General features: G+C 71.7%; 13 protein-coding genes. 3 read left to right on the top strand and 10 right to left on the bottom strand.

Translation table 11 applies throughout. The annotated features are described in order from the left end of the window. Positions 1-111: 111 nt before the first annotated feature. The 6 genes from fbaA to FKN01_RS23840 form a co-directional block, all read right to left on the bottom strand. Positions 112-1,134, bottom strand: a complete 1,023-nt coding sequence (gene fbaA / locus FKN01_RS23815; protein WP_143623905.1) for a class II fructose-bisphosphate aldolase — start codon at positions 1,132-1,134, stop codon at positions 112-114. Between the two features lie 200 nt (positions 1,135-1,334). Next, complete coding sequence (gene pyrE / locus FKN01_RS23820; protein ID WP_143623907.1) at positions 1,335-1,874, bottom strand: orotate phosphoribosyltransferase; 540 nt, start codon at positions 1,872-1,874, stop codon at positions 1,335-1,337. A gap of 78 nt (positions 1,875-1,952) precedes the next feature. Beyond that, positions 1,953-2,750 (bottom strand): aldose 1-epimerase, encoded by a 798-nt coding sequence (locus FKN01_RS23825; RefSeq protein WP_143623909.1) that lies wholly within the window; start codon positions 2,748-2,750, stop codon positions 1,953-1,955. A gap of 21 nt (positions 2,751-2,771) precedes the next feature. Then, the gene (locus FKN01_RS23830; protein ID WP_143624016.1) at positions 2,772-3,968 is read right to left on the bottom strand and encodes an SRPBCC domain-containing protein; all 1,197 of its coding nucleotides are present in this window, start codon (positions 3,966-3,968) and stop codon (positions 2,772-2,774) included. Positions 3,969-4,084: 116 nt separating this feature from the next. Then, positions 4,085-5,683 (bottom strand): polyamine aminopropyltransferase, encoded by a 1,599-nt coding sequence (locus tag FKN01_RS23835; protein ID WP_143623911.1) that lies wholly within the window; start codon positions 5,681-5,683, stop codon positions 4,085-4,087. An 84-nt stretch (positions 5,684-5,767) separates the two neighbouring features. Continuing rightward, positions 5,768-6,289 (bottom strand): DUF2617 family protein, encoded by a 522-nt coding sequence (locus FKN01_RS23840; RefSeq protein ID WP_143623913.1) that lies wholly within the window; start codon positions 6,287-6,289, stop codon positions 5,768-5,770. 781 nt (positions 6,290-7,070) lie between these two features. Between FKN01_RS23840 and FKN01_RS23850 the strand changes: the two genes are divergently transcribed. After that, positions 7,071-8,252: a pyridoxal phosphate-dependent aminotransferase gene (locus FKN01_RS23850; protein WP_143623917.1), complete on the top strand. Its 1,182-nt coding sequence runs from the start codon at positions 7,071-7,073 to the stop codon at positions 8,250-8,252. A gap of 165 nt (positions 8,253-8,417) precedes the next feature. On the opposite strand, the gene FKN01_RS23855 is transcribed toward FKN01_RS23850, so the two are convergent. Then, the gene (locus FKN01_RS23855) at positions 8,418-8,981 is read right to left on the bottom strand and encodes a YbjN domain-containing protein (RefSeq protein WP_143623919.1); all 564 of its coding nucleotides are present in this window, start codon (positions 8,979-8,981) and stop codon (positions 8,418-8,420) included. A 168-nt stretch (positions 8,982-9,149) separates the two neighbouring features. After that, positions 9,150-11,744, bottom strand: a complete 2,595-nt coding sequence (clpB, locus tag FKN01_RS23860) for an ATP-dependent chaperone ClpB (protein ID WP_143623921.1) — start codon at positions 11,742-11,744, stop codon at positions 9,150-9,152. 214 nt (positions 11,745-11,958) lie between these two features. Here clpB and FKN01_RS23865 point away from each other — a divergent pair, with 214 nt between their 5' ends. Beyond that, a complete protein-coding gene (locus FKN01_RS23865) occupies positions 11,959-12,363 on the top strand; it encodes a pyridoxamine 5'-phosphate oxidase family protein (protein WP_143623923.1) in 405 nt (134 codons plus the stop codon). A 105-nt stretch (positions 12,364-12,468) separates the two neighbouring features. Here the strand turns inward: FKN01_RS23865 and FKN01_RS23870 are convergent, their stop codons facing one another. Then, positions 12,469-12,789 (bottom strand): hypothetical protein, encoded by a 321-nt coding sequence (locus FKN01_RS23870; RefSeq protein ID WP_018102083.1) that lies wholly within the window; start codon positions 12,787-12,789, stop codon positions 12,469-12,471. Beyond that, positions 12,786-13,067: a hypothetical protein gene (locus tag FKN01_RS23875; RefSeq protein WP_143623925.1), complete on the bottom strand. Its 282-nt coding sequence runs from the start codon at positions 13,065-13,067 to the stop codon at positions 12,786-12,788. The genes FKN01_RS23870 and FKN01_RS23875 overlap by 4 nt, the downstream gene beginning before the upstream one ends. 131 nt (positions 13,068-13,198) lie before the next feature. On the opposite strand from FKN01_RS23875, the gene FKN01_RS23880 reads away from it, so the two are divergent. After that, on the top strand, positions 13,199-14,182 hold the full coding sequence (locus tag FKN01_RS23880; protein WP_185992962.1) for a helix-turn-helix transcriptional regulator: 984 nt from the start codon (positions 13,199-13,201) through the stop codon (positions 14,180-14,182). Positions 14,183-14,320 lie beyond the last annotated feature (138 nt).

The following is a 14,320-nucleotide window of genomic DNA, read 5'->3' on the forward strand; positions in this document are numbered from 1 at the left end:
GTTTTGCCCTTCCCCCCTGGGGCGCGGGGGGGGGGGGGGGGGGGGGCCGCCCCTGGGGGGGCCCCGGCCCCCGGGGGGGGGGGGGCCCCCACGCCACACATCCGTACCGGATTACTTCAGCTTGGTGCCGGTGGAGCGCAGGCTGGCGCACGCCTCCGTGACGCGCTTGGCCATGCCGCCCTCGGCGGACTTGCCCCAGCTGCGCGGGTCGTAGACCTTCTTGTTGCCGACCTCGCCGTCGACCTTCAGCACACCGTCGTAGTTGCGGAACACGTGGTCCACGATCGGGCGGGTGAAGGCGTACTGGGTGTCGGTGTCGAGGTTCATCTTCACGACGCCGTTCTCCAGCGCGGTGGTGATCTCCTCGGCGGTGGAGCCGGAGCCGCCGTGGAAGACGAAGTCGAACGGCGACGTCTTGCCGTACTTGGCGCCGACGCCCTCCTGGAGGTCCTTGAGGAGCTCCGGGCGCAGGACGACGTTGCCCGGCTTGTAGACGCCGTGCACGTTGCCGAACGAGGCGGCCAGCAGGTAGCGGCCCTTCTCGCCCAGGCCCAGCGCCTCGGCGGTGCGCAGCGCGTCGTCCACGGTCGTGTAGAGCTCGTCGTTGATCTCGTGGGTGACGCCGTCCTCCTCGCCACCGGTCGGGGTGATCTCGACCTCAAGGATGATCTTGGCGGCGGCGGCCTTGGCCAGCAGCTCCTGGCCGATGGCCAGGTTGTCGGCCAGCGTCTCGGCCGAGCCGTCCCACATGTGCGACTGGAACAGCGGGTTCAGCCCCTTGGCGACGCGCTCGGCGGAGATGTCGAGCAGCGGGCGGACGTAGCCGTCCAGCTTGTCCTTGGGGCAGTGGTCGGTGTGCAGCGCGACGGTGACGTCGTACTTGGCGGCGACGATGTGCGCGAACTCGGCGAGGGCGACGGCACCCGTGACCATGTCCTTGTTGTACTGGCCGCCCAGGAACTCCGCGCCGCCGGTCGAGATCTGCACGATGCCGTCGCTCTCGGCCTCCGCGAAGCCGCGCAGCGCGGCGTGCAGGGTCTGGGTCGACGTCACGTTGATGGCCGGGTAGGCGAACTTGCCTGCCTTCGCCCGGTCGAGCATCTCGGCGTATGCCTCGGGGGTTGCGATGGGCATCTGTCCGCTCCTTGGGATGTGCGGGTGTGCGTTGCTGGGTCCCTGACCTGGGGGCGACGTCATCGTCGCCCCCATCTTCCCAGACTCTGGTTCCGGCTCCACCCGGCGGTGCCTTCCGGCCCCTGCGGACCCGCTCGCCGACGTACGACGAAGGGGGTCGGTTTCACGTGAAACCGACCCCCTTCGGGCAAACTGCCAGGTCAGGCGAGGTCGAGGTCCGGGACCGAGTAGACGTGGACGTACGGAAGGCCCGCCTCGGCGATGGCCGGAGCGGCACCGCGCTCGACGATCACGGCCACGGCGACGACCTCGCCGCCGGCCTCGCGCACGGCCTCGACGGCGGTCAGCGGCGAGCCGCCGGTCGTCGAGGTGTCCTCGACGACGAGGCAGCGACGGCCCTTGACGTCCGCGCCCTCGATCCGGCGCTGCATCCCGTGGGCCTTCTGCGCCTTGCGGACGACGAAGGCGTCCAGCGCCTGGCCACGGGCCGCGGAGGCGTGCAGCATCGACGTGGCGACCGGGTCGGCGCCGAGCGTCAGCCCGCCCACGCAGTCGTAGTCCAGCTCGGCCGTCGCGTCGAGCATGACCTGACCGACCATCGGAGCGGCCTTGCCGTCCAGCGTGATGCGGCGCAGATCGATGTACCAGTCGGCCTCCAGGCCGGAGGAGAGCGTCACCTTGCCGTGGACCACGGCCTTGTCCTTGATCTGCTGCAGCAGCTCAGCACGTACGTCAGTCATGGCTACGAGGATAAGGTGCGCATTTCCCGCCACAGCCCGCCCGAGGCCGGGACCGGCCCGCCGGCCCGCGCTCCGCGCTCAGAGCCGGCGCCAGCTCCAGGTGGCGGCGATCTCCAGCGGCTCGATCGGGGTGACATGGCGGGGGTCGGTGTTCAGCCCGTTCGGCGGGCCCGACTGCGGCTCCACACAGACCGCCTCGTCCTGCTCGTCGTAGATCACGACCCACTCGGACCGGCTCTTCACCGTCAGCTCCAGCCGCTCCGGCCAGGTGAGGGTGACATCGACACCGTCCGGCATCCCGAAGCAGTCGTCCCACGGGCCGGGCAGGGGCGGAATCCGGCGCCCGGTCGGCAGGTGGTTGTCGCCGCGCTCCTCCTGCCAGGCGGCGTCGAAGTCGATACGGACCTCCTCGCCGGTGTCGAGGCGGCGGCGGAACCACGGGTGCCAGCCCGCCTGGGCCGGGAACGAGTCCCCGTACGTCTCGATGCCGAACGCCAACGTGAGGGAGTCCTCGGCCAGTTCGAAGGTCTGGGTCACCCGGCCCGGGTACGGCCAGGGGTCGGCCAGGTCGTAGTAGAACGACGCCTGCGTCCCGCTCTCCAGGGCGGTGTGCCACGCCGTGTCGCGGCCGGTGCCGTGGATGGCGTGCGGCGGAGCGGTCAGCGGCAGCTGGTGGAGGACGCCGCCGTCGCGGAACTGCCCGTTCTCGGTCCGCCCGCACCACGGCACCATCGGGAAGCAGCCGTAGCGCTCCCCCTGCCGCAGCAGTTCGGTACCGCCGATCCGCAGGCTGCTGATACGGCAGCCGTTGGCGGGGTTCACGGTCAACTCTGCATCGCCGGCGGAGAGCCGGACGTCCTTCTCACCACTGCTCACAGGACGACCCTACTGGCGCCGCTACCTCCGGCGCCGCAACGCCCGGCTCAGGACCACCGCCGAGGCGAGGGCCAGCGCCGCCGCCGGGGCGACCCAGCGCAGCGTCGCACCCGCACCGCCCGCGTCCGGCGAGGGCACCGGGGCGTACCGGCCGCGCGGCGGGGCGTGGTCGACCTCCTCCGCACTGCGCCCGATCATGGTGCGCCGGGCATGCGCGGCCTCGGCGGGAGGCCCGTCCGGCACGCTGAACTCGATCCCGGCGACCGGGTCGAGCGACGACGGTGGAATGGGCGCGTCGAACAGAGCCTCCCGGTCCTGCGCCGGGTCCCCGCCCCGCTCCCCCGGCTGTTCCCTGCCCGGCTCCGCACCCCGCTCCCCCGGCTGCTCCACGCCCGGCGCCTCGTCGGGGGCGGCCTCGTGCGTCGGCAGCGACTCCTCGGCGCCGCCCAGGGGGCCGGAGCCGCTGAGCGGGGAGCCGGCCGAGGGCCCGGGGCCGCTCTGGTCCGCTTCCTCGGCGGCCTCTTCGAGCGCCTTCTCCACGGCCTCCCCGACGGCCAGCTCATCGGCGGTGACCTCGGCGGCGCCCGGCGTCTCCGGCGTCTCCGGCGTCCCGGCGGAGGCCCCGTCGGCAACGGCCCCATCGCCCGAGGCCCCGCCTTCCGAGGCCCCGCCGTCCGAAGCCACGCCGTTCGAAGCCCCCGCGCCCGGGGCCGTGCCGCTGCCGGGGGCCGGCGCTCCGCCGCTCCACGCCTCGTCGGCCGCGCCTTCGCCCTGGGCGGCCAGCGACTCCGTCACGAGCTGCTGGGCGAACCGGTCCAGCAGCCGGTGGGCCGTCGACAGCGCCGCCGCCGGCTCCAGGTCCCGCAGGCGGCCGTCACCGGTCGCGCCACCCTCGAAGGCGATCGATGTGCCCTCGTCGCCCTCCGCCAGCCGGAGGGTCAGCGAGAGCCGCGCCGAGCCGCCGCCCCGGGCCTCCGCGCCCTCGCCCTCCACCAGGACGGCGTGCACGGAGTCCACGTCCGGGTCGCCCGGCAACGGCGTGAGCCGCAGCGTGCCCCGGTACGTGATGGTGTGGCCGCCCGCCCGGATTCTGAGCCGGCCCGTCAGGGGACCCGCCGACGCGTCGGCGTCCTGCTGGAACCCCGGTACACAGCGGGCGACCCGGACGGGGTCGCCCAGCGTCCGCCGCAGGGCCGGGACCGGAACCGGAACGAACACCTCATGCTCCATGGTGAACGAGCCTACTCAGCCCCGGCCGTCCCGTCAGCGCTTCCGCACCCGCGAAGCCGCCGCGCCCGGCCCCCGCGACCCCCGCGACCGCCCGCCGGCCCACCTCACCGCGCCTCCCAGTAGCGCGGGTGCACCAGCGTCGACGGCGGGAGGCCGGAGCGCCGCCCGGCCTCCGCCCCGCGCCCCGCGGCCAGCAGCCCCGGCACGGTCAGGGAGCGCAGCGGGGGCGCGTCCGGGGCCAGGCCGAGCGTGGGGGTGGCGGCCGTCCCGGCCAGCAGGAACCCCCAGCCGCGGTCCCCGTCCGCACCGCCCTCGGGCCGGTCGGGACCGACCGCGGAGCCCGGCCGGCGCCCGCTGATCCGATAGGGGCGCGGACGCAGCCCGGCGGCCCGCATGGACGCGTCGACCGTCCAGTAGGTGCGCGGCCGGCCGACGGGCGGGCCCGCGTGCACCACCAGCCGTCCGTGCGGTGCGAGGGCCCGGGCGACCAGGCCGTAGAACTCCGCCGAGTAGAGCTTCGTGCCGGCGGAGATCCCGGGGTCGGGGAGGTCGGAGATCACCACGTCGTAGCGGTCGCGGGCGGTCCGCAGCCAGGTGAACGCGTCGGCGGTCACCGTCGTCACGCGAGGGTCGTCCAGCGCGTGCGCGTTCAGCGCGGAAAGCGCCCGGTCCGTACGGGCCAGTCGGGTGACGGCCGGGTCCAGCTCGACCAGGGTCACGCCGCGCACGTCCGGGTAGCGCAGCACCTCCCGCGCAGCCAGCCCGTCCCCGCCGCCCAGGATCAGGACCCGGGCGTGCGTCCCGTTCATCGCCGGGTGCACCAGCGCCTCGTGGTAGCGGTACTCGTCGCGGGAGCTGACCCGCAGCCGCCCGTCCAGATAGAGGTCCAGGGAGCTGCGGCCGGCCCCGGTCAGCACGACCTCCTGCACGTCGGTCCGCACGGCGACCCGCACCTGGTCCCCGTACACCGCGCGCCGCGCCGCCCGCTCGAAGTCGGCGGCCAGCAGCGCGGCCGCGGCCAGCACCGCGATCACCGTGACATTGGCGGCGATCAGCAGCCACCGCGCCCTGCGGCCCACGTCCCGCCGGAACACCCACAGCACCAGCGCCCCGCCCGCCGCCGCGTTCACCGCACCGGTCAGCAGCGCGCCGGTGAGCTGGCCGAGCGTCGGCAGCAGCAGGAAGGGAAAGGCGAGGCCGCCGACGAGCGCGCCCACGTAGTCCGCCGCGAACAGATCGGCGACGGCCCCGCCCGCGTCCTGCCGGTCCACCCGCTGGATCAGCGTCATCAGCAGGGGGATCTCCGCGCCGATCAGGACGCCGATCGTCAGCGAGAACCCGACCAGCGCGTACCGCGACTCACCGAACCAGGCGAACGACGCGTAGAGCACCAGCGCCGAGAAACCGCCCACCAGGGCCAGCGCCGCCTCGATCAGGCCGAAGCCCACGGCCGCCCGGTTGCGTAAACGTTTCGCGAGCAGCGATCCGATCCCCATCGCGAACACCATCACGGAGAGCACGACGGACGCCTGGGTGACCGAGTCACCGATCAGGTAGGAGGCGAGCGCCACCAGTTCGAGCTCGTACACCAGTCCGCAGGCGGCACAGACGAAGACGGCGGCCAGCACGAGGTACCGACCGGTCCTCGGCCGGACGGGAAGCCGCGCCGCGCCCCCTCGCAGCGACACCTGCTGGTCGATCATGCCGCGAACGCTACGTCACCGGTCGCTCGCCGCCTGTCACCCACAAGGGTGCGACTGGCGCACCTGACGCGCGGTCGGAGCGCGTCACAGCGCCACCGCGGGAGTCCGCACGCCCACCCGGGTCCGCGTCGCCACGAGCTGGCCCTCCTGCGGGTACGCGTGCCAGGTACGCCACCGCACCTGGCCCTCGGTCCGCTGGGCGAGCATGGCCGTGAAGGCGTGCGGGCTGCCCGGAAACGTTCCGGCGAGGCCGTGCGGATGGTCGGCGACGAGCGCCAGCAGCTCCTGCGCGCGCCCGGCGAAGGACCCCGCGTTCAGCGTCTCGACGCGGGCCGCGAACTCGTACTCCCAGCCGCCGATCCGCTTGGCGACACCCAGCGGCAGCGGGGTGCTGCTGCCGGGCATGCAGGCGACGGTCTCGGAACAGCTGCCGTGCTCCTCCTCCAGGAGCACCTGGTGGGAGGCGCCGAGCAGGCGCAGCTGCATGGTGGCGCCGGCGAGTTCGAGATCGAGGACGGCCAGCGCCGGGAGCGGCTCGCGCCCCAGCGCCCAGGCCAGATCGGCGGCACGGGTATCGGAATAGGCCGTATGAAGGGTCGTGAGCATGGGTCGGCTCCGCAAACACGCATGGACACATGGACAGGGGACGCCCCCGCGTCGTGCGCGTGGGAGGTGGGAAGCGCCCGATCAGGTCCAACTGGGGTCCGAGGGCTGAATGTTCTCTCCAACGAGGGAATCACGAACTACGCCGCACTCACAGCGTTTTTGCCCAACTTGCCGGGGTTTCCATCCCGCTCGGGGGTCCTTCCGCTCACCTGTTCACCGCAGACCCGTGAGAGGCCCCAACAAAAAGGAACCCGGCGGGACTTGGCGCTCGCGCCGCGCTTCCCGCCGGGCCCCGGGGCGTGTTCGCGAACACGCCCACGCGGACCAACTGCCCCGTGTCAGCTGCCTCCGCCGCATCCGCCCCCGCCACCGCCTCCGCCGCAGGAGGAACCCCCGCCGCACGAGGACCCCCCGCCGCAGGAGTGGCCGCCCGAGTGCCCACCGTCGCCGCCGGACGAGCCACCGTCACCGCCGGACGAGCCACCGCCGTCCCCGGCCCACCAGCTGCCCCCGGCGGCCGAGCCCCCCGCCGTGCCACGCCGCCTGCTGCGCGCCGGCGCACGCCCCCGGCCGCCGGCCCCCGCCACCATCCCGACGAGCAAGAACACCACGATGATCAGAATCGCCCCTGCCAGCACTCCGTCCATGACCCCACGTCCTTCCGTCCCCCGAAGCGAGGCCCCCGCTCCGCGCCCTTCCGGCGTGCAGACGAGATGCCCCCGCCGCCGTGCGGCCAAAGCAGACTTGAGCAAGTCCAGAGCTTGCGCGCAGGATGACGGCCATGACACACGGACGACCGCTGCTCAACCGCCGCCTCGCCGAGTTCGGCACGACGATCTTCGCGGAGATGTCCGCGCTGGCCGTCCGCACCGGAGCCATCAATCTCGGCCAGGGCTTCCCGGACACCGACGGCCCCGAGGAGGTCCGCGAGGCCGCGGTCCGTGCCCTGCGCGCCGGGCACGGAAACCAGTACCCGCCCGGCCCCGGCGTCCCCGAGCTGCGCACCGCGATCACCGGCCACCAGCAGCGGCGCTACGGCCTGGCGTACGACCCCGACACCGAGGTGCTGGTCACCGCGGGCGCCACCGAGGCCATCGCCGCCTCGCTCCTGGCACTCCTGGAACCCGGCGACGAGGTGATCGCGCTGGAGCCGTACTACGACTCGTACGCCGCCTGCATCGCGATGGCGGGCGCCACGCGCGTTCCCGTCACACTGCGCCCCGACACCTCCGCGGGCACCTTTCGGCTGGACCTCGACGAGCTGCGCGCGGCGGTCACCCGGCGGACCCGGCTGCTGCTGATCAACACCCCGCACAACCCGACCGGCACGGTGCTGAGCCGCGAGGAACTGCAGGCGATCGCGGAGCTCGCCTGCGAGCACGATCTGCTCGTCGTCACCGACGAGGTCTACGAGCACCTGGTCTTCGAGGGCGAACACCTGCCGCTGGCCGGCTTCCCCGGCATGCGCGACCGCACGGTCACCATCTCGTCGGCCGGCAAGACGTTCTCCTTCACCGGATGGAAGGTCGGCTGGGCCACGGCGGACGCTCCGCTGATCGCCGCCGTACGGGCCGCGAAGCAGTATCTGACCTACGTCAGCGCGGGCCCCTTCCAGTACGCGATCGCCGAGGCGCTCAACCTGCCGGACACGTACTTCGACGGCTTCCGTGCCGATCTGCGGCTCAAGCGCGACCTGCTCGGCGACGGTCTGCGGGCCGCCGGCTTCGAGGTCTACCAGCCGGCGGGCACGTACTTCATCACCACCGACATCGCCCCCTTCGGTGAGGAGGACGCCCACACCTTCTGCCGCACCCTCCCCGAACGCTGCGGCGTCGTCGCCGTCCCCAACTCCGTCTTCTACGACGACCCCGACGCCGGCCGCACCCAGGTCCGCTTCACCTTCTGCAAGAAGCACGACGTCCTCGCCGAGGCCGCCACCCGCCTGCGGCGCTTGCGGTCCTGAACTCCTTCGCGGATCACCCCACGTGGTCGGAGGCTCGGGGGGGGTGCGAACGGGCCGGCAGGCAGGCGTGTTCCACGGGCGCGGGCCCCTTCCTCCGGGCCGGGCGACATGAAGAGGCCCGGCCGGGTTCCCCCGGCCGGGCCTCTTCACACGTGCGCAGAAGACTCAGGCGTCCGGAGCGGACTGCTCCGTGCCGTCCTCGGACTTCTGCTCGGCCGGGGCCAGGCCCAGCCGCTCCAGCAGCCACTTGTCGAACTCGATGGAGGCGCGCACCCAGCTCACCGTCGAGGAGACGAAGTGCTCCAGGGAGACGCCGGTGCCGATGAGCATCTGCGCCTCACCGATCAGGCGGACCGAGGGGCCGCCCTCCTCCGAACCCTCCTCGGGCTCGTGGGTGTGCGTGTAGACCTTGGGCCACAGGGTGCGGCGGTTCCAGTCGTCGATCGCGTCGAGCAGGACCGGGCGCTGGTCCGTGGCGTGCGGGCGGTCGTAGAACGTGCGGACCGAGAAGACCTGCTGCTCGTTCTCGCCGCGGAACATGAAGTACGTGCGGAATTCCTCCCACGGCGCGGCGAGGTCGCCCTCGTCGTCGACGACGTACTTCAGCTCCATCTGGTCCAGCAGCTGCTTGACGAGGTCCTGGTCAGGGACGACGGGGCCCTCCGGTCCTGCCGCCTGCGGTCCGGGCTGAGCCCCGAAGTTAGGAATCGAGGACGGATCGATGCTCACCGTTATTTCCCTTCGTGCGGTTGGCTGCCATCCTCTCCTATCGCGGGCGGGGCATGGCAAGCCCGGAAGGCCCCGATCCGCCACGAGCTGATATTCAGCCGGTGGGGACGGGGCCAGGGCGTTCCGGTTGAGCCGTACGGGTTCCGCTCGCGGCGTCGCGGTCCGCTCTCAGCTCGCCGCGCCGACGATCAGGCCGTCCTCGAAGCGGTCCACGCGGACCGTGTCGCCGTCCTTGATCTCACCCGCCAGGATCTCCTTCGCGAGCCGGTCGCCGATCGCCGTCTGGATGAGGCGGCGCAGCGGCCGGGCACCGTACGCCGGATCGTTGCCCTCCTCGGCCAGCCAGGCCAGGGCATCCGGGGTGACGTCCAGGGTGAGCCGCCGGTCGGCCAGGCGCCTCGCGAGCCGGTCGATCTGGAGGCCCGCGATGTGCGCCAGCTCGTCGCCGGACAGCGCGGAGAAGACCACCAGGTCGTCCAGCCGGTTCAGGAACTCCGGCTTGAAGGAGGCCCGGACGACCTCCAGGACCTGGCTCTTCTTCTCCTCCGGTTTGGTCAGGGGGTCGGTCAGGTACTGGCTGCCGAGGTTGGACGTGAGGATCAGGATGGTGTTCCGGAAGTCCACCGTCCGGCCCTGTCCGTCGGTGAGCCGGCCGTCGTCCAGGACCTGCAGCAGGATGTCGAAGACCTCGGGGTGGGCCTTCTCGACCTCGTCCAGCAGGACGACGGTGTACGGGCGGCGGCGGACCGCCTCCGTGAGCTGGCCGCCCTCCTCGTAACCGACGTAGCCGGGCGGGGCGCCGACCAGCCGGGCGACGCTGTGCTTCTCGCTGTACTCGCTCATGTCGATGCGGACCATGGCCCGCTCGTCGTCGAAGAGGAAGTCCGCGAGGGCCTTCGCCAGCTCGGTCTTGCCGACGCCGGTCGGGCCGAGGAACAGGAACGAGCCGGTCGGGCGGTCCGGGTCGGCGATGCCGGCCCGGGTGCGGCGTACCGCGTCCGAGACGGCCTGCACGGCCTCGGTCTGCCCGATCAGGCGCTTGCCCAGCTCCGACTCCATGCGCAGCAGCTTCTGCGTCTCACCCTCCAGGAGCCGGCCGGCCGGGATGCCGGTCCAGGCGCCCACCACATCGGCGATGTCGTCCGGCCCGACCTCCTCCTTGACCAGGGTCTCCTTGGGCTCGCGGGCGGCCTCCTGCTCGGCCTCGTCGGCCTCGGCCAGCTCGCGTTCCAGGCCGGGGATCTCCCCGTACAGCAGTTTCGACGCGGTGTCGAAGTCGCCGTCGCGCTGGGCGCGTTCGGCCTGGCCGCGCAGGTCGTCCAGGCGCTCCTTGAGCTCGCCGACCCGGTTCAGGCCCTGCTTCTCCTTCTCCCAGCGGGCGTTGAGGCCGCGCAGCTCCTCCTCCTTGTCGGCGAGGTCGCGGCGCAGCTTGTCCAGGCGCTGCTTGGAGGCGGCGTCGGTCTCGTTCCTGAGGGCCAGCTCCTCCATGTGCAGGCGGTCGACGGAGCGCTGGAGCTCGTCGATCTCGACGGGCGAGGAGTCGATCTCCATGCGCAGCCGGGAGGCCGCCTCGTCCACGAGGTCGATGGCCTTGTCGGGCAGGAAGCGGGAGGTGATGTAGCGGTCGGACAGGGTCGCGGCGGCGACCAGGGACGCGTCCGCGATCTGGACCTTGTGGTGGGCCTCGTACCGCCCCTTGAGGCCGCGGAGGATCGCGATGGTGTCCTCCACGGACGGCTCGGCGACCAGCACCTGCTGGAAGCGGCGCTCCAGGGCGGGGTCCTTCTCGATCCGCTCGCGGTACTCGTCGAGCGTGGTCGCGCCGACCATCCGCAGCTCGCCGCGGGCCAGCATCGGCTTGAGCATGTTGCCCGCGTCCATCGCGGAGTCGCCGCCGGCGCCCGCGCCCACGACGGTGTGCAGCTCGTCGATGAACGTGATGATCTGGCCGTCGCTCTCCTTGATCTCGGAGAGGACGGTCTTCAGGCGCTCCTCGAACTCGCCGCGGTACTTCGCGCCCGCGACCATGGCCCCCAGATCGAGCGAGACCAGCCGTTTGTCCTTGAGGGATTCGGGAACGTCGCCCTTCACGATGCGCTGGGCGAGCCCTTCGACGACGGCGGTCTTGCCGACGCCCGGCTCACCGATGAGCACCGGATTGTTCTTGGTGCGCCGCGAGAGCACCTGGACGACGCGGCGGATCTCCTGGTCCCGGCCGATGACCGGGTCGAGCTTGCCCTCGCGCGCGGCGGCGGTGAAGTCCGTGCCGAATTTCTCCAGGGCCTTGTACTGGCCCTCCGGGTCCGGAGTGGTCACCCGGCGCCCTCCCCTGCTCTTCTCGAACGCGTCCAACAGCTTCTTCGCGCCGGCCCCCTGCCCGTCGAGGATCTCACCGGCACGGCCGCCCTTCGCGGCGATCCCGATCAGCAGGTGCTCGGTGGAGACGTAGTCGTCGCCGAGCTCCTTGGCGCGCTGCGCGGCGTCCGCGATGACGGCCAGCAGCTCGCGGTTGGGCTGGGGCGGTGCGACGGTCGACCCGGTCACGCTGGGCTGCGCGGCCAGGAGCCGTTCCGTCTCGGTGCGTACGGCGATCTGGTCGGCCTCGACGGCGGCCAGCAGATCGACCAGGTTCTCGTTGTCCTCACCCAGGAGCAGCGCCAGCAGCAGATGCCCCGGGGTCAGATCGGGGTGCCCGTCCTTCACGGCCCTGCTCGTGGCCGCGTTGACGGCGTCCCGGCTCCTGTTGGTCAGTTCGGCGTCCACGTGCGCTGTCTCCTCCTCGCGATGACGGGTCCGTTCCCATTACTGACACGGTCAACGTGCACAAAGTTGAGTCTATTCCACTCAAGCCCGGACGAGGCTGGGGTTGAGTGTCTTCCACTCAAGGCGAAACGCGGCCCCGCCCCTCTTCCGAGTCAACCGGCCGCCGCGGGCACCCGCCACCGCAGGCCGTACCCGCCCGCATACGCTGGGGCCCATGGCAGTCGACGTACACCAGCCGAGCCCCGAGTACCTCGCGTTCTGGCGCGAGAGCCACGTGTGCACCCTCACCACACCCCGTCCCGACGGCACGCCGCACGTGGTCCCGGTATGCGTGACGTACGACCCCGAGGCCGGCCTCGCCCGGGTCATCACCAACAAGCACAGCCGCAAGGTGGCCAACATCCTGGCCGCCGGACCGGACGGCGCCCGCGTCGCGGCGTGCCAGGTGCACCGCCGCCGCTGGGCGACCCTGGAGGGCGTGGCCCGGGTCAGCACGGACCCCGAGCGGGTCGCGGAGGCCGTACGCCGCCACACGGAGCGTTACGACCGGGTGCCGTCGCCCAACCCGGACCGGGTCGTCATCGAGATCACCCTGGACCGGGCGCTCGGCCGCGGCTGAGCGCGCCGCCCGCCGGCACAGCACAACGGCGCCACCGTGTTCAGGTCACGGTGGCGCCGTTGTGTGGGGGAAGTGACTGAGCGACGTGGAACGACGGGGGATCGCTCAGGCACTGTGGGGGGTGGCGGCAATGGTTTCCGGTTCGAACAGCTGATGGTCACGCTGTGCGAGATTCACAAAGATCATGTCGTACCGAATGGCGCAGCGCACCGGCTGCGGCGCGCCCCGCGGCTTGCGCAGGCACCGATAGGCACGGACCTCACCGTCGTCCTCGCGGGCGACGACGACCGGGTCGCCGAACAGGGTGACCATCAACGAGTCACCACGGTGGGGCAGCGCCGTGACGAGGTCGATGAAATGCCACCCTGACCGGTAGGCGGTCGCCATCTCACGCCGAAAGGTGCGATCGTCCGGCGGGGTGGTCATGCGTCCGCGGCCTTACGTGCGGGCGCGACGTCCCAGGACACGTCACCTGCGGGCAAGACGTCCCAGGACACGTCGCCTGCGGGCAGGGCGTCCCAGGACACGTCGCTCGCGGGCAGGACATCCCAGGACACGTCCGCCGTTCCGAGCTTGGACGCCAATGTGCTGTCCCAGGACACATCGCCTCCGGCCGGACTCGAAAGATCGGCCTGAACCGCCACGGCAAAAGCCGTGGCTGCAAAGGCGACGGCGAGAACCGAGCGAAGCAATTTGTTGTACATGGTCGGCTTCGTCCTCACTTGATAGTCCCTCTCCCCCGGCTCTACCAAGACCATGGCGCAAGTGAGCACGTCCAGGCCACAGAAGCGATGCATCATGTTCCTGTACGTTCAGGACCCTGGGGGGCGGAGATTTGCTCACAACAAGTGCGAAACCTACGCATCCTCACCTCATCACGGAGCTCTGCGACGCGGGCGCCCGGCTGTACGCCAGCGCCCTGGGCGCCGGCCGCATCGCCCGCTCCGAAATAGGCCCGGCGCCCTGCCTCCTGGAGTTCGGGCTGCTGCGCCCCGACCCGGACGACGCGAGCTGGCTGCGTCCCGTTCCACCGTCGGCCGTACTCGCCCAGCGACTGCAGCCCCTGGAACGCGAGATCCGTGACCGGCGACGCACGACGATCGAACTCACCGATGCATTCGAGCCGTTCATGGCGATCAGCACGCAGCCCTCGGTGAGCACACACGCGATCACCGTGCTGGAAGGGCTCCAGACGATCAACGCCACGCTCGACACCGCCACCGCCCAGTGCACCCAGGAGATCCTGACGATCCAGCCCGGCGGAGTCCGCAACCCCGACGTACTCACCCAGTCGCTGGAGCGCGTGGAAGGCCCCCTCAGCCGCGGCGTCCGGCTGCGGACCCTCTACCAGCACACCGCCCGTCATGGCGCCGGCGTCTTCGCCTACTTGGAACGCCTGCACTCGGGAAACGTCGAAATCAGGACACTCGAAGAGCTGATCGACCGCATGATCATCTTCGATCGCTCCGTCGCCGTCATACCGGCGCGCCGCGACAGGCAGGTCGCGCTCGAACTGCGCCACCCGGGACTGGTCGAGTACCTCGTCTCGGTGTTCGACCAGTTCTGGCAGCTGGCGACACCCCTTGACGAAGAGGCTCCGTACACTCCGCCGAACGACGGCATCACCGGTGTCCAACGGTCCATAGCGAAACTCCTCGTCGAGGGCTACGTCGACGAGGCGATCGCCCGTCGCCTGGGCATGAACGTACGCACCTGCCGCGCCCACGTCGCCAAGCTCAGCGCCGCCCTCGGCAGCACCAGCCGCGCCCAGCTCGGCTATCTGATCGCCCGGTCAGGAATCCTGGACCAGGATTCCTGACCGGCGGCCGGCTCCGAAGTCCCCCGCCCTCGGGCCGGGCGGGCGGGCCACGCAATGGGGGAGAGCATGGCCACGCCCCTGACCAGCCGGGGGAGTTCCCGGCTCCCCCGACACCTCCACACTGGCCCGGCAACTACG

Origin of the sequence: Streptomyces sp. 130, from assembly GCF_007096885.1 — a bacterium.
Classification (GTDB): domain Bacteria; phylum Actinomycetota; class Actinomycetes; order Streptomycetales; family Streptomycetaceae; genus Streptomyces.

Bases quoted from the DNA above. Each gene is read 5' to 3' on its own strand.
- fbaA (WP_143623905.1), bottom strand. From the start codon at position 1,134: ATGCCCATCGCAACCCCCGAGGCATACGCCGAGATGCTCGACCGGGCG.
- pyrE (WP_143623907.1), bottom strand. From the start codon at position 1,874: ATGACTGACGTACGTGCTGAGCTGCTGCAGCAGATCAAGGACAAGGCC.
- FKN01_RS23835 (WP_143623911.1), bottom strand. From the start codon at position 5,683: ATGATCGACCAGCAGGTGTCGCTGCGAGGGGGCGCGGCGCGGCTTCCC.
- FKN01_RS23840 (WP_143623913.1), bottom strand. From the start codon at position 6,289: ATGCTCACGACCCTTCATACGGCCTATTCCGATACCCGTGCCGCCGAT.
- FKN01_RS23850 (WP_143623917.1), top strand. From the start codon at position 7,071: ATGACACACGGACGACCGCTGCTCAACCGCCGCCTCGCCGAGTTCGGC.
- FKN01_RS23865 (WP_143623923.1), top strand. From the start codon at position 11,959: ATGGCAGTCGACGTACACCAGCCGAGCCCCGAGTACCTCGCGTTCTGG.
- FKN01_RS23870 (WP_018102083.1), bottom strand. From the start codon at position 12,789: ATGACCACCCCGCCGGACGATCGCACCTTTCGGCGTGAGATGGCGACC.
- FKN01_RS23875 (WP_143623925.1), bottom strand. From the start codon at position 13,067: ATGTACAACAAATTGCTTCGCTCGGTTCTCGCCGTCGCCTTTGCAGCC.